Here is a 17,713-nt window from a genome sequence, read left to right on the forward strand (position 1 = left end):
GTAGCCCCGTGGCGACGGATTTCGAGCTCCTGGATGCTTGGCGGACCGGCGACCGAGAGGCCGGCAACGCGCTGTTCGAGCGTCACTTCGACGCCGTCTGTCGCTTCTTCGCCAACAAGGTGACGCACGGCGTCGACGACTTGATCCAGAAGACCTTCCTGGGCTGCGTCGAGGCGCGCGACCGGTTCCAGAAGCAGTCGAGCTTCCGCACCTACTTGTTCGCGGTGGCCCACAACATCTTGCGCGCGCACTTCCGGGAGCGGCGGCGCGAGGGCCTGGCCTCCGACCTCAGCGAGACGTCGACCGACGAGCTCACCCCGTCGCCGAGCGCCGTGTTCGCGGCGCACGAGGAGCAACGGCTGTTGCTCGAGGCGCTGCGGCGGATCCCGCTCGACTATCAATTGGTCCTGGAGCTCTATTACTGGGAGGACATGGCCGCGCCCGAGCTCGCGCAGGTGCTGGCCATCCCCGAGGGCACGGTGCGCAGCCGGTTGCGCCGCGCCAAGGAAGCGCTGGCTGACAAGATGAGCAGCCTGGCGCGGACCCCCGAGCTGCTGCGGGCGACCTTCAGCGATCTCGACGGCTGGGTCCGATCGTTGCGCGCGCAGTTGTCCGGGGAGTGACCTGCGGCGGTGCAGTTCGGCGGTCGTCGCTCGTCGCGGCGGCTCTCGATCGTCGCTAGCCGAGAGATGGTCGTTCACGGCGGCGCGATCCAGGCGCTACCGGAGGCGGATTCAAGAGGCATGTTGGAGGTGGCAGGTTCGCCGCGGCGACGCGGAACATCCCCGGTCCACGCGTGTTGGCCAGGCATTTCGGCCAGTTCCTCATCCTGAGGCGTTTTCAGAAGAAAGTGTGATCGACCCGATCGCCATCCGCACTACCTCGGCCGATGAACGGGGCAGCGGGCCCCAAGCGCTCTTGGGCCTTCGGGCCTGAACTCTTCAACTTCGAGTCACTCACGCGGAACCTGGTATGCAGCTCGATAGCACCCATCCAAGCACTGTGGACACTGCCGCGCGCGGCGCAGCCAACTCCTGGTCCAAAAGCCAACCCGAGGTCGATGCCAAGGAGACGCGGTCCGTGTCCATGGTGTCGGTCCTGACCGAGTTGGTGCACGGCTACCGCCGTCCGGCCGTCGTGCTCACCGAGCAGGGGGCCATCCTCTGTATGAACGCCCCGGCGATGCGCGCCCTCGATCGCAAGCCCGGCGACCCCGAGCCCGCCGCCCCGGCTGACCCGAAGGACTGGCCGCGTCGCGCGACCATCCAGACCGACGGTCAGGTCTACACCCTGGCGATCCCGGACATGGCGATGGAGACCCAGAGCTCCGCCCCCGAACCGCAGCTCCCCCCGCGCCTCGCCAAGATCGCCCGCCTCGTCATCTCGGGTTGCACCGACAAGCAGATCGCCACCCGCACCGGCCTCTCGTTCAGCACCGTGCGGACCTACGTGCGCCAGATCTACCGCCGGATCGGCGTCCACAGCCGCGTCGAGCTGGTCCACGCCACCAACCCGCACAGCATGACCCGCGGCCTCGACTGAGGCGCGGAATCCGCGTGAGCGAAGAGCCAGGTACCGAAGACCAGGTACCAAGAGCCAGGTACTGAAGGACAGTACCTTCGAAACAGGAACGGAGGGGCATGCCCCTCCGCTCCTGTTTTGAGTTTAAGCGGGCACCTCCGCGCGGCGCGGAGGCGGTCGCCTCAGACGTCGAGCGAGTCGGCCTCGGCCGCGCGGTCCATGATGAACGAGTAGCGCGCGCCGGCGTCCTTGCCCATCAGGCTGCTGATCGTCTGGTCGGTCTGCAGCTCGTCGCGGATCTTGACCTGGACCAGCGCGCGCTTCTTGGGGTCGAGCGTGGTGTCGCGCAGGGTCTCGGGCATCATCTCGCCGAGGCCCTTGAAGCGCTGGATCTCGGGCTTGCCGCGGCCCTTGTCGGCCAGGATCCGCTGCAGGTGGGCGTCGTCGGCGGCCCACAGCGTCTCCTTGCCGATGTCGACGCGGTACAGCGGCGGCTGGGCCAGGTACACGTGGCCGCTGCGGATCAGCTCGCGCATGTGGCGGTAGAAGAAGGTCAGCAGCAGCGTGGCGATGTGATGGCCGTCGGAGTCGGCGTCCATCAGCAGGATGACCTTGCCGTAGCGGAGCTGCTCGATGTTGACGTCCTTGCCGACGCCGCAGCCGAGCACCTTGACGATGTTGCCGAGCTCCTCGTTCTCCAGCACCTTGGCCAGGCTGGCCTGCTCGGTGTTCAGCACCTTGCCGCGCAGCGGCAGGATCGCCTGCGTCTTGCGGTTGCGGCCCATCTTGGCCGAGCCGCCTGCCGAGTCGCCCTCGACGATGAACAGCTCGCACTTGGCGGCGTCGCGCTCGGAGCAGTCGGCGAGCTTGCCGGGCAGGCCGAGGCGCACCCCGCCGGGGCCCTTGCGCGAGACCTGCTGGCTGGCCGCGCGGGAGGCCGCCCGCGCGCGCGCCGACGCGATCACGCGGGCGACGATCGCCTCGGCGGTGCTGCGGTTCTCGTGCAACCACTGCTCGAGCGCCGCCCGGATCGCGCCCTCGACCTGGCCCGCGACCTCCGGGTTGTTGAGCCGGTTCTTGGTCTGGCTCTGGAACTGGGGCTCGAGCACGTAGGTGCTGAGGATCGCGACCATGCCCTCGCGAATGTCGTCGAGGCCGATGGAGAGGCCCTTCGGCTCGAGCTTGTGCGTCTGCATGTACGCGCGGATGCCCTTGCCGAGCGCCGCCCGCAGGCCCTGCTCGTGGGTGCCGCCGTCGGGCGTCGGCACGCCGTTGACGAACGAGTGCATCGCGTCGTCGGTGCCCTCAGTCCAGGCGAACGCGACCTCGATCTTCGGGTCGTCGGCGCGGTCGAGGTAGAAGATGCCCGGGTGCACCGCCGGCTTGGCGCGCACCTCGATCAGCTTCTTCAGGTACTCCGACACGCCCTCGGCGTGGTGGAAGGTCTCGGTCTTGCCCGCCGTCTCGTCGACGAACACGATCTTGAGCCCCTTGTGCAGGTAGCTCTTGGCCTCGAGGCGGTCGCGGATGACCACCGCGTCGAAGGCGGTCGTCTTGCCGAAGATCTGCGGGTCCGGCCGCAGATAGATCGCGGTGCCCGAACCGCGGGCGTTGCCGAGCTTGCGCAGCTTGCCGTCGAGCACGCCGCGGACGAACTCGATCTCCCACATCGACCCGTCGCGCCAGACCTTGGCGACGAGCTGCTCCGACAGCGCGTTGGCGACCGCCGCGCCGACGCCGTGGAGGCCGCCGGAGTGCTTGTAGCTGGTGCCGTCGAACTTGCCGCCGGCGCCGAGCTTGGTAAACACCGCGACGATCGCCGGCATCTTCAGCGTCGGGTGGTTCTCGACCGGGATGCCGCGGCCGTTGTCGGTCACGCTGACGCCCTTGCCGTCCTTGTCGAGCTTGACCTCGATCTGGGTCGCGTAGCCGTTGATGACCTCGTCGACCGCGTTGTCGAGGATCTCCCACAGCAGGTGGTGGAGGCCGTCCTTGCTGACGCCGCCGATGTACATGCCGGGGCGCTTGCGGACGTGGTCCACGCCCTCGAGGAACTGGATCGCTTCTGCGCCGTATTTACTCGCCTGGGCCATCGTTTGACTCCTCCCCCGCTACGCCTTCTTGCCGGCCTTCTTCGCCTCGGCCGCCTCGAGGTCCGGTAGCACCGGCTCGGGCAGCGTGATCTTCTTGACCGCGCCGCGCTTCCACAGCTCCGCACCCTTGCCGCCGCGGGCCGTCGGCTTGACCGCGCCGGGGCCGACCTTCATCGACCCGCCGGTGGCCTTCTCGACCTCGACCGTCGCGGTGCCCGGGAACGCCCCCGCGACCTCGTCGCCGTCGTCGAGCTTGACGAGGATGACGCCGAGGCCCGGCCCCGACAGCAGGCTGACCTCCTGCGCGGTGCAGCGGAGCAGCCGCCCCGACCGCGTCAGCGCGCACACGTCGTCCTCGGCGTAGACCTTGAACACCGCGACGAACTCGTCGCCCTCGCGCAGCTTGCCGAACATGCGGCCGCGCGTGGTGCTGACCTCGCGGTGCGGCCACAGCGTGAACCTCAGCGCCATGCCCGAGCGCGTCACCGCCAGGAAGTGCGGGTACGGCTCCTCGTACTCCTCGCCGAGCTCGGGCTTCGGCATGCCGAACTCCGGCATCACCCGCGCGTCGGTGCCGACGGCCGCGACCAGGCGCTCGCCGTCCTTGAACTTGAACAGCTGCTGCACCGGCGTGCCGTGGCCGGTCGACTGCGGCACGTCGTTGATCCGCACGTTGTAGGCCGAGCCCTTGTTGGTCAGCAGGACCACCGACTCGGTCGTGCTGCCGCCGACCAGCGCCAGCGCCTCGTCGCCCTCGCGCATGCGCGTGCTGGCGAGGTTGATGGTCCGCTGGCGCTTGATCCACCCGTCGCGGGTGACCAGGACGACCGCGTCCTCCTTGACGATGAAGCTCTCGGCCGTGAACTCCTCGGTCACGTCCTCGTCGGAGATCCGGGTCCGCCGCGGCTCGGCGAACTCCTTCTCGACCGCCTCGAGCTCGCTCTTGATCTCGGCCCACAGCTTCTCGGGGCTCTTGAGGATCGCCTCGATCTTGCGCGCCGCCTTGCGCTTCTCCTCGAGCTCCTCGCGGATCTTCTGGATCTCGAGCTTCGCCAGGCGATAGAGCCGCGTCTCGAGGATCGCGTCCGTCTGGATCTCGTCGAGGTCGAACGCCTTCATCAGCTTCTGGCCGGCGTCGGCGCGGCCGTCGCTGCGGCGGATGATCTTGATCGCCTCGTCGAGCGCGTCGAAGATCTTCTCGAAGCCCTCGAGGATGTGGATCCGCTCGCGCAGCTTGCGGAGGTCGTATTCGAAGCGGCGGCGGACGGTCTCCTGGCGGTACAGCAGGAACTGCTCGAGGATCGCCGCCAGGCCCAGGCGATCGGGGCGACCGACGTCCGCGCCCGCGATCGGCACCAGGCACGTGAAGTCGTACTTCACCGTGACCTGCAGCCGCGTGTGCTTGAACAGGTAGGCCATGATGAGCTCGGGCTCGGCGCCCGACTTGCGGCTGACCTCGAGCTCGACGCACACCTCGCGCGTGCTCAGGTCCTGCACCCCGACCAGCTGCGGTAGCTTCTTGGCGGCGATGATGTCGCCGATCTCCTCGACCAGCGCCGACTTCTCGATCCCGTACGGCACCGAGGTGATGACGATGAAGGTCGACTTGTCCTCCTCGCGGACCTTCCACTCGCCCTGCAGCTTGCACGAGCCCTTGCCCTCCTCGTACAGCTCGGCCAGCTCCTTGCGGGTCGCTACCAGGCGCCCGCCGGTCGGGAAGTCGGGGCCCTTGATCGCCTTGAGCGCGACCTTCAGCGCCTCCTTGCGCCGCTTCTCCCCCGCCGCCTCGTCCTCGCGCGCGGGCGGCAGCAGGGGGATGAGCGCGATCGCGGCGCGCACCACCTCGCCGAGGTTGTGCGGCGGCACGTTGGTCGCCATGCCGACGGCGATGCCCGTGCTGCCGTTGACCAGCAGGTGCGGGAAGCGGGCCGGCAGCGTGATCGGCTCCTTGCCGGTGCCGTCGTAGGTCGGCCGGAAGTCGACTGTATCTCGGGTCAGCTCGGTGAGCAGCTCCGAGGCGACCTTGGTCAGGCGGGCCTCGGTGTAGCGGTAGGCCGCGGGCGAGTCGCCGTCGATCGAGCCGAAGTTACCCATGCCGTCGACCAGCGGCGCGCGCATGACCCAGTCCTGGGCCAGGCGGACCATCGCCTCGTAGACCGCGGTGTCGCCGTGCGGGTGGTACTTGCCGATGACGTCGCCGACGACCTTCGCGCTCTTGCGATGGCGGGCGTCGTGCGTGAGGCCCAGGTCGGCGAACATCGTGTAGATGATGCGGCGCTGGACCGGCTTGAGGCCGTCGCGGACGTCCGGCAGCGCGCGCGAAGTGATCACGCTGAGCGCGTAGTTGAGGTACTTGCGCCGCGCCTCCTCGGCGAGGTCGCCGAGGGTGATGGGCATCGGGCCGCCGCCCTCGTCGTCGTCGTGCGTGCGCGTCGCCTTGCGGCGGCCGCGGCTGGAGGGCCCTTCTTCGTCAGACGTCCGGACAGTCATCCTGCGCTCCCGAGGTTGGACGCGCCGGAAACTGCTCCTGCGCGGCCTGCGACGCCCGTCTCGCCCGTATCCGGGCCAGCCAGGCGCGGCCGAAGGTTACCCGCGGGGCGATCCAGGTCAAGCTCTCTGCACCCCGTTTCTCGGCGCCGGCCGCGGCGGATCGGCCTGGGCGGGGCCGGTCCGGTGTGTCATAAGTGGAAGTCCCTTGAACCAGGTCGCGACCAACGTTCGCTGGCACCAAGCCGCCATCGGCCCCGACGAGCGCGCGCAGCGGCTCGGCCAGCGAGGCGTCGTCGTCTGGCTCACCGGCCTCTCGGGCGCCGGCAAGAGCACGATCGCCGCGCAGGTCGATGCCCAGCTCCACGCCCGCGGCCGCCACAGCTACATCCTCGACGGCGACAACCTGCGTTTCGGCCTGTGTCGAGATCTCGGCTTCTCCCCCGACGATCGGGCCGAGAACGTGCGCCGCCTCGGCGAAGCCGCGCGCCTCCTGCAGGACGCCGGCCTCATCGTCCTCGTGGCGGCCATCAGCCCCTACCGCGACGATCGAGCCCGCGTGCGCGAGCGCTTGCCCGCGGGGCGCTTCCTCGAGGTGTTCGTCGACGCCCCGCTCGCAGTGTGCGAGTCCCGCGACCCCAAGGGCCTGTACCGTCGCGCGCGCGCCGGCGAGATCGCCGGCTTCAGCGGTATCGACGCCCCTTACGAGCCGCCGGGTGCGCCGGACCTGCACCTGCTGTTTCGCGCCGAGGCGAGCTCGCCCGATGCGCCCGCGGACGCGAGCCCGGCTCATGCGGAGGCAGGACCCGCAGCCATGGCGGAAGCGCGTGTCGCCGTCGGCGCCTCGCCGGACGAGCACGCGGCCGCCATCGTTGCGCTGCTCGAGGCACGCGGCCTGCTCGTGCCTCCGGCGGGCGCCTGAGCCGGGTCCGCAGGCGTGCGGCGTCGCGCGCAAACGCACGAGTTTTCCTGGTCTCGCCCGCGTGACGCCGCCTCCGGTCGGCCGCGTGCGTGACAGGGCTCCGCCGAAATCCCGCCTTCCCCCCGTTGCGCGGCACCGGAGGGATCCATACTCTCCCCGCGAATGAGCAAGGACGATCTAATCGAGTTTGAGGGAACCGTCACCGAGGTTCTCACAGGCGGGTTATTCAAGGTGGAGATCGATCCGGACCACCGCGTCCTCGCCCACCTCGCCGGCAAAATGCGGCGCTTTCGCATCAAGGTCGTGCTCGGCGACCGCGTCACCGTCGGCGTCACGCCGTACGATCCGACGCGCGGTCGCATCGTCTATCGCGCGCGTTGAAATCATCTGTCCTTCGGGACAGATGACGCGCGCGCGAGCACTTCCGCTGGCGCGGGCGAGGTCATGAGTGGTCCGAGGTCTGCGCGGACGCCCCAGGCGCTCCGCGCTTTGTTACGCCCGCGACACGCCACGCACGCGCCCGCGGTTGCCGGCCCCCGGGATCGGTGGTAGTGGAAAAATCATGGCTTGGGCCGGACGCGGCGGACAACGGGTGGGTTTGGTGGCGCTGCTGGCGGGCGTTGTCGCGCTGCAGGCAGGGTGCTCGAACGACACCGGCCAGACTCCCGTCACCGACGCCACCGGCTCGCTCGTCACCGACAGCGACAGCACTGGCGACACCTCCACTGCCGCGGGCACCGAGCCGACCACCACCGTGGACACCAGCACCGGGCCGGTCGAGCAGTGCGGCAACGGTGAGGTCGACCCCGGCGAAACCTGCGACGACGGCAACCTCGACAACTCCGACGCCTGCCTGAACAGCTGCGCGCTCGCGGTGTGCGGCGACGGCTTCGTCCAGACCGGCGCCGAGGAGTGCGACGACGGCAACCGCGACAACTCCGACACCTGCACTGCGCAGTGTCAGCCGGCCCGCTGCGGCGACGGCTTCGTCCAGCTCGGCGCCGAGGCGTGCGACGACGGCAACTCGCAGGACGACGACGGCTGCACGTCCGCCTGCGAGGCCGCCCCGGTGATGCTGTGCGGCAACGGCAAGGTCGACGACGGCGAGGAGTGCGACGACGGCAACACCCTCGATGACGACAACTGCCTGTCGAGCTGCGTCCCCTACTCGTGCGGCGATGGCTTCACCCACGCGGTGTTCGAGGAGTGCGACGACGCCAACCTCAGCACCGACGACGGCTGCATCGAGTGCATGGCTGCCCACTGCGGCGACGGCTACCTGTGGCCCGAAATGGAGGCCTGCGACGACGGCAACCTCGACAACAACGACGACTGTCTGGTCGACTGCTCGCAGGCCAGCTGCGGCGACGGCTTCGTCCACAACGCCGACGAGACCTGCGACGACGGCGTCAACGACGGCAGCTACGGCGGCTGCGCCCCCGACTGCGCCTCGCTCGGGCCGCGCTGCGGCGACGGCCAGATCGAGCCGGACATCGAGACCTGCGACGACGGCAACGTCGTCCCGCTCGACGGCTGCGACGACAAGTGCCAGAAGGAGCTGCCCACCGAGTGCCTCACCTACGTGCCGCTCGCCGAGCCCGACCGCAACGCCACCTTCAACGACGGCCCGGGCAAGGTCACCAAGTGTGACAAGGTGCTCGAGAACAAGTGGTACCGCTTCACCGCCCCGGCCGGCACGCTGATGCCGACCACTCCGCTCAAGCCGTTCGACTGCGGCACCGACGCTCCCGGCTGGATGGTCGGCGTCCACCCGATCGTCGACGAGGGCGTCGTCGATCGCCAGGTCTGCTTCGCATGGGACGTCGAGTGCCAGTGGGAGGCCACGATCCAGGTGCGGAACTGCGGCGATTACTACGTCTACAGGCTCGCCGATCCCCCGGACGAGTGCCTGCGCTACTGCGGCTTCGACGGCTGACGTCACGAGAGCCCCCGGCTGCTCGAGCGGCCGGCCGCCTGTGCGCGAATTCACGCCCACGCTCGGCAGGCCGATTCAGCCCCGACGGCGGCGATCCGTTGTACGCTGGCCGCGGAGACGCGCCATGCACCTGACCCCCGAGCAGGAGTGGATCCTCGTCGCCTGCGGCCTCATCGCCCACGCTGACGGCGAGATCAAGCCCGGCGAGGCCGACCTGATCCTGACCATGCTGGACGAGCACCTCGACGAGGCCGAGAGCCGGCGGTGGTTCAAGAAGCTCGGCGACCTCAACGCGCTCCACCGCATCTTCGACGACCTCCCGCCGCCGCTGCCCGCGTTCACCGAGACCACGCTCGAGCGGGCCTGGGCGATGGCGCTGGCCGACGGCGAGGCGAGCGCGGCCGAGGTCGCGATGATGGAGCGGATCGCCGCCCAGCTCGGCGTCACGCCGAACGAGCTGGCGCGCTGGCGCCGGCAGTGGACCGAGCAGGCCGCCGATCTCGGCGAGCACATCGCCGCGTTCGCGGCGGTGCTGATCCACCTCGACGGCGTGCTCGACCCCGACGAGATCGATCAGTACCGCGCGCTGCTGGGTCGCCTGCCGCTCACGCCCGAGCGCCGCGACGTGCTCGCGCGCGAGTACCTGTCGAAGCGGCCGGAGCTCGACCACGTCGGCGCTCGCCTCGCGGCCCTCCCGCGCGAGCGCCGCTTCGCCGTCCTGCGGGCCATCGGTCCGCTCGTGTCCGCCTCGAGCCGCGCCGACCTCGGCCGCGACTTCTTCCTCGAGCTCGCGGCCTTCGCCGCCGTCCCGCGCGAGCAAGCGCTGCGCCTGCTCTTCGCGTGAAGCGCCGCCGCGGCTTGCCCGGGCGCCCCACCGCGGGGACACTGAGCACATGCCGGGTCCCGAGCCGAGCGCCGCGTCCGACAACCTGCTTTGGCCGATCGATCGCGTCCTCCTGCTCGGCTTCGCCCCCGCAGGCCTCGCCACCGCCGCCACGCTGATCGTCCTCGGTCTGCTGGCAGACACCTGCCCCGACGCCCACGAGGCGCTGGTGACCGCCCTGTTCGTCGGCCAGGCCGCGCTGTGGCTGGTGTTCGCGCCGGTCTACTTGCTCGGCTGGGTCCACTGGCACCCCCGCCGCGCCGTCGCCGAGACCGGCTGGCTCGGCTCCGCCGCCCTCGCCGCCCTCGTCTGGCTGCTCAACATCCTGGTGTTCGCCGCCCTGATGGCCGCCTTCGGCTGGGGCGAACGTGTCCCGTGGACCATGCTCTGAAGGGCATGGCCGATTGGACATGCCGATCGCGGCATGTCCACGTCGACATTTCCTTCGCGACATGTCCACGTCGACATGTCCATGTCGACATGTCCTTCGCTACATGTCGAGCGGCGGCAAAGCACGCGCGGCAGACCGGTCGCGCCCGACTCGCTGCGAACGAACGGCCCACGCTCCCCGCGCGCCGCTCGACCCTCGTCTCGCCCGGTTCGCTCGCTACGCGGCGCCTCAGCGGGTCACGCTGAGCTTGCTGCGCGCGGCATGGTGCGCGAGGGCCAGCTCGCACAGCTGGCTGATCAGCTCGGCGTAGGGCACCCCTGCCCGTTCGACCAGCTTGGGGTACATGCTGATCGTCGTGAAGCCGGGCATCGTGTTGATCTCGTTGAGGTACGGCTGGAGCGTCTGGCGGTCGACGAGGAAGTCGATGCGGGCCAGGCCCTTGCAGCCGGCGACCCGAAACGCGCGCAGGGCCAGGTCTTGCAGGCGCTCGGCGGCAGATTCGGGCAGGTCGGCGGGGATCTGCAGGGTCGCCGCATCCTTCAAGTACTTGTTCTCGTAGTCGTACCACTCGCCGGCTGGCAGCCCGATCTCGCCGGGCGCGCTGACCAGCGTGTGCGCGTCGCCGTTGCCGAGCACTGCCAGCTCGATCTCGCGGGCGTCGACGCCCTTCTCGACCACCAGCTTGGCGTCGTAGCGCGACGCCAGCGTCAGCGCGCGCCACAGCCCGGCCTCCTCGTCGACGCGGCTGATGCCGACCGAGCTGCCCTGGTTGGCCGGCTTGACGAAGCAGGGGAACCCGACCACCTCGACGATCGCGTCGACGATCTCCTGCCGCTGCGCCGCCGTGCCGAGCCCGTGCGCGTCGACCTCGAGCCAGGGCACCACCGGGATCGTCGGCGACTGCGACCCGAGCACGTGCTTGAGCAGCGCCTTGTCCATGCACAGCGCCGACGCCAGCACGCCCGAGCCGACGTACGGCAGGCCCAGCACATCGAGCAGCCCCTGGAACGTCCCGTCCTCGCCGTAGGGCCCGTGCAGCACCGGGAACACCAGATCCGGCGCCAGCTTGCGCAGGTCGGACACCGGCTCGCCGTGCTCGAGCACCGCCTCGAGCGACCCCTCGGCCGGGCCCGTCCACCAGCTGCCGTCGCGCCGGATCCCGAGCAGGATCGGCGTGAAGCGCTGGTGATCGATGGCCTTGAGGATCTCGGTCGCGCTGCGGAGCGAGATCTCGTGCTCCGAGGAGCGACCGCCGAAGACGATGAGGAGACGTCGGGCTGGCATGGGCGGATGGACGCTACCACCGCGCGACGGCGATGGCGATATGGCGCCCCGCCGTGACGCGCCAGGCCCGGCGGGCATTCCTCGGCCGCCCGCCGCCCGCAGGAGACCGATCTCCTGGCCCCTCGCCCGCCCGCGCCCCGCGGACGAGCCCGGCCGCGGCCGCCCGGACCTGTCTCTTTCGCCAGGTCGCCCTTCGACGACCACGGGTGTCGCAAGGCTTGCGGCGAACCACCTCGCCTCCCCTGCGAACCGCCGTCGCGTCAGCGGGTGCCGCCCGAACGCTGTCAGCCTCGCAACTCCCGGCGATCGCCGGCCCGCGTCTCCGAGGTTCGCCGACCGACCAGGCTCCTATCTGTCTTTTTCGCCCTGCTCTTTCGTTCCTGGCCTTTTCACCAGAAAAAAAAGCACAGGTCCGATCGGTCAGCTCGCGTCGAGGTGGTCGAGCAGCGCCAGGACGATACGATCCTGCAGCCGCCGGCTACGGGGCATCGCCAGGTTCTTGCCGTTGATCAGCACGCTGAAGCCGAGCGCGCGGCGGCCGTCGGGCGTCGCCGCGATCCCCGACAGCGCGCTCACGCCCCCGATCGTCCCCGTCTTGCCGCGCACGCGACCGCGGCCGTTCGGCATGCGCAGGCGCAGCGTCCCCTCGCCGCCCGCCCCGGCCAGCGCCGGCACGATGCTCGCCGCCGCCGCGCCCTCGTCGCGGGCCAGCGCCAGCACGCGGACGAGCCCGCGCGCGCTGACTCGCCCGCGCAGGCTCAGGCCCGAGCCGTTCTCCGGCTGCAGCTCGCGCGGGTCGTTGCCCGCCGCGCGCCAGAACGCCTGCAGCGCCGCCCGGCCGTTGTCCCACGAACCTGGCTCTCCGGACATCCGGCGCCCGAGCGTGCGCACCACCTGCTCGCTCGTGAAGTTGTTGGAGTACTTGAGCGCGCTCGCCAGGATCTGCGACAGCGGCGGCGACACCAGCGTCGCCACCTCGCGCGCGTGGGCCGAGGCCGCCCCCGACTCGACCGGCAAGAGCGGCCCGCCGAGCTCGTGCAGCACCGCCGCGAACGCCTCGCCGGCGAACTTGCCGGGCTCGCAGATCCGCCGCCGCACCGTCACCGGCTTGCGCTTGGCCGCCCCGGTCACCGTCAGCACCGTCCGCCCGGCCTCGCACGTGCTCGTCACCTCGAGCGCGCGTCCTCGGAGCGGTCGGGCCTTGTTCACCACCGTCACGTGCTCGCTCGCCGGCGTCACCTCGACGTGCACAGTCATTCCGTCGGTGCGCACCGTCGTCTCGACCGTGTTGAAGCTCAGCGACAGCGCCCCGCTCGGCGCCAGGTAGCTCGGGCCCGGGCCCGGCGGCTCCTCGTAGCCGGGGCCGAAGCGCTCCGGCGAGAAGGCCCGCTCGTCGATCACGATCCGCCGCACCCCCGCCAGCGCCTCGGCGGCCAGCGCCTTGCTGGCCAGCGCGTGCAGCCCTTGCAGCTGCAGGCTCGGATCGCCGTCGCCGATCAGCACCAGCGCGTCGCCGTCGCGCACCACTCGCGTCTCGAAGCGATAGTCGGGGCCCAGCAGCTCGAGCGCCGCGATCGCGGTCAGCACCTTCTGGTTCGACGCCGGGTTCAGGCGGGCCGCGCCGTTCTGGTCGAAGAGCCATGTCCCTTCGTCCAGGTCGGCCACGTGGACCGCGACCCCGGGCCCGGCGCGGCGGACCAGCTCGGCCAGCTTGCGCCGCAGGCTCGGATCGTCGGCCGGATCGGCCGCCCACCCGCGCGCCTGTGCGCGCGCCGACACGTCGGCCAGGCGCGCGGCCACTCGCTGCGGCCACGTCTGCGCCGCGAAGGGCGCGCCTGGACGCGGCGACGGCACCGGCGAGTCCGGCTCGACGACCTCGCGGATCGACTGCGGCGCCGGGGCCGGGCCGGGCGAACGCGGACCGGCGGACGCCAGGCCCGCATACGCGGTGATCAGGGCGAGGGCGAAGCTTGCGAGCTGGGGGAAGGAGCGGGTCACGGCGGGATATCCCACCATGGCGTACCCGCCCCCCGCGCTCAAGAAATCGGAATTTCCGCCGTTCGGGGCCACTGCCCCGACGCTCACCCGCTCGACGGGCCGAGGGTCGCGGCCTGCCCGGCGCGCTTTCGCGCTGACCTTCGGGACAGACCGCCACCGCGGCGGGACCGACTAGCCCTTGTCGGTCTTCTTCTTGGCCTTGGTCTTCTTGCTGCCGGACTCGGCCTGGACCTGCTGCTTGTTGGCCAGGCGGGTCGCCTTGACCTCGGCCGCCTTGCGCTTGAGGCGGGCGATCAGCTTGTTCCGGCTCCGGCGCTGGCGCATCTTCGGCGTGTGGCGGTTATCTGCGTATCCCATGGCGGCAAGGACCTCTGTGGCGGCAAATGTTGATCTGCGGGGCCTGATTCACCCGAATTCGGGCGATTTGACGGCCCCGGGCCGGCTGGAGGCCGGCGCTTTCGGGCGGCGTAGGATGCGTGAGCGGCCCTCCAGGGTCAAGCGCTGATTTCCGACGCGGCCGCTGGCACCGCGAGGCGGACCCCTTCCCCCGCGCGCCGGGCCTGCTAATGTCCGCGCCCCATGCTCGACATCCACGTCCTCCGCGAAGACAGCGCCCGGATCGCCCAGAACCTGCGCGACCGCCATTCGCGCGTGTTCGAGGACCTCGCGCCCGGCGCGGACGCCGACTCCGCGGGCGCCGACTGGGCCGCGCAGACCGTCGCGCGCCTGGTCGACCTCGACGCCGCCTACCTCGGCCTCCTCCGCCGCCAGGACGAGCTCCGCCAGCAGCAGAACCAGACCAGCGCCGCCATGAAGTCGGTCGGCTCGCTGCCGAAGGACCAGCAGGCGGCCGAGCGGGCCCGCCTCATCGAGCAGGGCAAGCAGCTGCGCACCGACGAGAGATCTCTCGTCGATCAGACCGAGGCCGCCCTGCGCGCCCGCGACGAAGCCTGGGCCCGCGTCCCCAACCTCACCCACGCCGAGACGCCGCGCGGCCGCACCGACGACGACCACCGCGAGCTGCGCCGCGTCGGCACCCCCCGCGACTTCGCGGCCGAGGGCTTCACCCCGCGCGACCACCTCGCGGTCGCCGAGTCGCTCGACCTCGTCGACTTCGAGGCCGGGGCCAGGGTCGCCGGCCAGAAGTTCTACTACCTCAAGCACGAGGCCGTGCTCCTCGACCTCGCCCTGCAGCACTTCGCCCTCGGGGTCGCCGCGCGCCACGGCTTCGCGCTGCACACCACCCCCGACCTCGCGCGCGAGGAGATCCTGCGCGGCCTCGGCTTCCAGCCGCGCGGCGAGTCGAGCCAGATCTACAGCGTCGCCGACAGCGACCTCTGCCTGGTCGGCACCGCCGAGATCACGCTCGGCGGCATGCTCGCCGACGCGATCCTCGAGGAAGAGCAGCTGCCGCTGCTGCTCGCCGGCCTGTCGCACTGCTTCCGCACCGAGGCCGGCTCGGCGGGCCAGGAGTCGAAGGGCCTCTACCGCGTGCATCAGTTCACCAAGGTCGAGCTGTTCGCCTTCACCACGCCCGAGCAGAGCGAGACGATGCACGCGCGCCTGCTCGCCATCGAGGAGGAGATCTTCCAGGCCCTGAAGATCCCCTACCGCGTCCTCGACATCGCCAGCGGCGACCTCGGCGGCCCTGCCTTCCGCAAGTTCGACCTCGAGGCGTGGATGCCCGGCCGCGGCGCCCACGGCGAGATCACCAGCACCTCGAACTGCACCGACTACCAGGCCCGCCGCCTGCGGATCCGCTACCGCCCCGGCGGCGACGGCAAGCCCAAGCCGCGCCACGTCCACATGCTGAACGGCACCGCCGTGGCCACCTCGCGGGCGCTCGTCGCCATCCTCGAGAACTACCAGCAGCAGGACGGCACCGTCGCCGTCCCCGAGGTGCTCCAGCCGCTGGTCGGCAAGCCGGTGATCGGCCCGCGCCGCCGCGCCTGAGCGTTTCGCCAGGTCCCTCACGACAGGTCCCGAACGCCATGTCCCAAGCGCCATCCCCTGCTCCGCGCGTGCTGTCGGGCATCCAGCCCTCGGGCGTGCTCCACCTCGGCAACTACTTCGGCGCGATCGCCCAGCACATCGCCTTGCAGGATCGCTACCCGGGCGAGGCGTTCTACTTCATCGCCGACTATCACGCGCTCACGACCCTGCGGAACCCGGAGGCGCTGCGGCAGAACGTGTTCGACGCCGCGGTCACCTACCTCGCGCTCGGCCTCGACCCCGCCAAGTCGCTGCTGTTCCGCCAGAGCGACATCCCCGAGGTCCACGAGCTCGCGTGGCTGCTCGCCTGCGTCACCGGCGTCGGCCTGATGGAGCGGGCCACCAGCTACAAGGACAAGATCGCCCAGGGCATCAAGCCGAACGCGGGCCTGTTCAACTACCCGCTGCTGATGGCCGCCGACATCCTGATCTACGACGGCACCCTCGTGCCGGTCGGCAAGGATCAGCTGCAGCACGTCGAGTTCGCCCAGGACATGTCGACCTACCTCAACGAGGCCTACGCGGCCGGCGGCCCGCCGCTGCTCGTCCGCCCCGAGGCGATCCTCGGCAGCGCGCCGATCGTCCCCGGCAACGACGGCCGCAAGATGTCCAAGAGCTACAGCAACTTCCTGCCGCTGTTCGAGTCGGGCAAGAAGCTGCGCAAGCTGGTCGGCCAGATCGTCACCGACTCGACCCCGCTCGGCCAGCCGCTGAGCCCCGACACCTGCAACGTCTACGCGCTGCTCAAGCTCCTCAGCGACGAGGCCGAGCTGGCGCAGATCGCCGAGTGGTACCGCGCCGGCGCCCGCGACGGCCAGCCGTTCGGCTACGGCCACGCCAAGGTGCTGCTCGCCGACAAGATCGACGCCCACTTCGCGCCCGCCCGGGCCCGCCGCGAGCACCTGCTGCAGCACCCCGACGAGGTCGAGGCCATCCTGCGCGCCTCGGCCGAGCGCGCCCGCCCGATCGCCCGCGCGACCATCGACCGCTGCCGCCGCGCCGTCGGCCTGGTCTGAGCGCCGGCGCCGGGCCGCCGCACGGCGAGCGGCCGCTGCAGTCACCCGCCACCTGCTCTGATCGTCGTCGCCGAACCACGGCACCAGCGCGGCTCGGCCGACAGGGTCACCGACGTGCCGGCGACGACGCGCGCCGCCCATCCGCTCGCTCGCTACCTGGCCTCGCGGTCCTCCGCTTCGCTGGCGGCGCGGGCAACGGCGCCTCGCCTCGCCCGCGCGCCTCTGCCAGACTCGCCGCGCGATGGACTTCGAGCTCCGCAGCTTGGGCGGCGTCGCCACCGACGCGCTGACGGCCCTCGCCGAGGACATCTTCGGCCGCGGTGAGCGGGCGCCGGGGTGGTTCATGCGCAAGCTCGAGCGCGAGGGCGTCGACCGCGAGCTCTCGGTCCTCGCGGTCGCCGCCGGCGCTCCGGAACATGTCCCTCAGGACATGCTCTTCGGGTACTTCCTCATCGGCCACGATCCGTCCGACCGCATCGCCCACTCGGCCGGCCTCGGCGTGATCGCGGCGCGTCGCGGCGGCGGCCTCGGTCGCGCCCTCGTCGAGGCCGCCGCCGCCCGCCTCGCCGGTCGCTTCACCGCCTTGCGCGTGCTCGCCGAGCCCGAGCGCGAGGCCTTCTACGCGCGCCTCGGCCTCGTCGCCACCGCGCGCCGCGCGACTCTCCTGGCCCATGGGACATGCCCGATCTCACCTGTCCGATGGGACCGTGAGCTCGCCGACCACGTCAAGCAGCCGTGGTCCCCGGCCCCCACGGACAGCGATCCGATCGAGGTCTGCGCGTGGCGTCCGGGCGCGTGGGCTCGCACGCCGCCGACGCTCGCCGCCACGCTGGAGCCGCTGCCTGGCGTGTGGGCCCACGTCTCGCGCGAGGGCCGAGCCCTGCTGGTGCAGCGCATGCTCGTCGCGCGTGGCGTCGATCCGTTGGCTGCGGTCGCGGCCTTGCTCGCACGGACGCCCACGAGCATGCCGCTGCTCCTGTACGGAGCCGACCCGGTGAGTTCGATCACCGCCACGTTGCTGCGCGGCGACCTCGGCGAGCGCTCGCAGGACGCTCTGCACCTCACGCAGCAGCGCGGCGAGTTTCGCGTCGTGCAGCGGTTCGCGGCCATGGATCTCGCGCTTTCGCGGCAGCTAGACAACTTCCGATCGGGCGATGGATGATGCGCGCGGACCGTTCCGGAGCTTCATC

15 protein-coding genes are annotated in these 17,713 nt (G+C 70.9%); 10 read left to right on the plus strand and 5 right to left on the minus strand.

Features of this window, described 5'->3' with window-relative positions:
* Window positions 1-8 precede the first annotated feature (8 nt).
* Together OV090_RS29000 and OV090_RS29005 are read left to right on the plus strand one after the other, a co-directional pair.
* Window positions 9-623 carry a sigma-70 family RNA polymerase sigma factor gene (locus OV090_RS29000; protein WP_096334117.1) on the plus strand — a complete coding sequence of 205 codons (615 nt, stop codon included), beginning with the start codon at window positions 9-11 and terminating at the stop codon, window positions 621-623.
* A 463-nt stretch (window positions 624-1,086) separates the two neighbouring features.
* Entirely contained in the window at window positions 1,087-1,542 is a 456-nt protein-coding gene (locus tag OV090_RS29005; protein WP_245914033.1) for a LuxR C-terminal-related transcriptional regulator, read from the plus strand.
* A gap of 161 nt (window positions 1,543-1,703) precedes the next feature.
* On the opposite strand, the gene OV090_RS29010 is transcribed toward OV090_RS29005, so the two are convergent.
* On the minus strand, window positions 1,704-3,614 hold the full coding sequence (locus tag OV090_RS29010; protein WP_267707873.1) for a DNA topoisomerase IV subunit B: 1,911 nt from the start codon (window positions 3,612-3,614) through the stop codon (window positions 1,704-1,706).
* An 18-nt stretch (window positions 3,615-3,632) separates the two neighbouring features.
* Window positions 3,633-6,104 (minus strand): DNA topoisomerase (ATP-hydrolyzing), encoded by a 2,472-nt coding sequence (locus OV090_RS29015; protein ID WP_267707874.1) that lies wholly within the window; start codon window positions 6,102-6,104, stop codon window positions 3,633-3,635.
* Window positions 6,105-6,309: 205 nt separating this feature from the next.
* Between OV090_RS29015 and cysC the strand changes: the two genes are divergently transcribed.
* From cysC to OV090_RS29040, 5 genes are all read left to right on the plus strand, one after another.
* Window positions 6,310-7,023, plus strand: coding sequence for an adenylyl-sulfate kinase (gene cysC / locus OV090_RS29020; protein ID WP_267707875.1), 714 nt, complete (start codon window positions 6,310-6,312; stop codon window positions 7,021-7,023).
* A gap of 162 nt (window positions 7,024-7,185) precedes the next feature.
* Window positions 7,186-7,404 (plus strand): translation initiation factor IF-1, encoded by a 219-nt coding sequence (infA, locus tag OV090_RS29025; RefSeq protein ID WP_267707876.1) that lies wholly within the window; start codon window positions 7,186-7,188, stop codon window positions 7,402-7,404.
* A gap of 181 nt (window positions 7,405-7,585) precedes the next feature.
* Window positions 7,586-8,959 (plus strand): DUF4215 domain-containing protein, encoded by a 1,374-nt coding sequence (locus OV090_RS29030; protein WP_267707877.1) that lies wholly within the window; start codon window positions 7,586-7,588, stop codon window positions 8,957-8,959.
* A gap of 124 nt (window positions 8,960-9,083) precedes the next feature.
* Entirely contained in the window at window positions 9,084-9,803 is a 720-nt protein-coding gene (locus tag OV090_RS29035; protein WP_267707878.1) for a TerB family tellurite resistance protein, read from the plus strand.
* Window positions 9,804-9,852: 49 nt separating this feature from the next.
* Window positions 9,853-10,233: a hypothetical protein gene (locus OV090_RS29040; RefSeq protein ID WP_267707879.1), complete on the plus strand. Its 381-nt coding sequence runs from the start codon at window positions 9,853-9,855 to the stop codon at window positions 10,231-10,233.
* Between the two features lie 228 nt (window positions 10,234-10,461).
* Here the strand turns inward: OV090_RS29040 and OV090_RS29045 are convergent, their stop codons facing one another.
* From OV090_RS29045 to OV090_RS29055, 3 genes are all read right to left on the minus strand, one after another.
* Window positions 10,462-11,517, minus strand: a complete 1,056-nt coding sequence (locus OV090_RS29045; protein WP_267707880.1) for a D-alanine--D-alanine ligase family protein — start codon at window positions 11,515-11,517, stop codon at window positions 10,462-10,464.
* 420 nt (window positions 11,518-11,937) lie between these two features.
* Entirely contained in the window at window positions 11,938-13,515 is a 1,578-nt protein-coding gene (gene dacB, locus OV090_RS29050; RefSeq protein ID WP_267707881.1) for a D-alanyl-D-alanine carboxypeptidase/D-alanyl-D-alanine-endopeptidase, read from the minus strand.
* 171 nt (window positions 13,516-13,686) lie between these two features.
* Entirely contained in the window at window positions 13,687-13,872 is a 186-nt protein-coding gene (locus OV090_RS29055) for a hypothetical protein (protein ID WP_267707882.1), read from the minus strand.
* 222 nt (window positions 13,873-14,094) lie between these two features.
* On the opposite strand from OV090_RS29055, the gene serS reads away from it, so the two are divergent.
* From serS to OV090_RS29070, 3 genes are all read left to right on the plus strand, one after another.
* Window positions 14,095-15,468 (plus strand): serine--tRNA ligase, encoded by a 1,374-nt coding sequence (gene serS, locus OV090_RS29060; RefSeq protein ID WP_267707883.1) that lies wholly within the window; start codon window positions 14,095-14,097, stop codon window positions 15,466-15,468.
* A 38-nt stretch (window positions 15,469-15,506) separates the two neighbouring features.
* A complete protein-coding gene (trpS, locus tag OV090_RS29065) occupies window positions 15,507-16,523 on the plus strand; it encodes a tryptophan--tRNA ligase (RefSeq protein WP_267707884.1) in 1,017 nt (338 codons plus the stop codon).
* Window positions 16,524-16,764: 241 nt separating this feature from the next.
* Window positions 16,765-17,685, plus strand: a complete 921-nt coding sequence (locus OV090_RS29070; RefSeq protein ID WP_267707885.1) for a GNAT family N-acetyltransferase — start codon at window positions 16,765-16,767, stop codon at window positions 17,683-17,685.
* Window positions 17,686-17,713: the final 28 nt, after the last annotated feature.

Origin of the sequence: Nannocystis sp. RBIL2 (assembly GCF_026626745.1) — a bacterium.
Taxonomy (GTDB): Bacteria; Myxococcota_A; Polyangia; order Nannocystales; family Nannocystaceae; genus Nannocystis.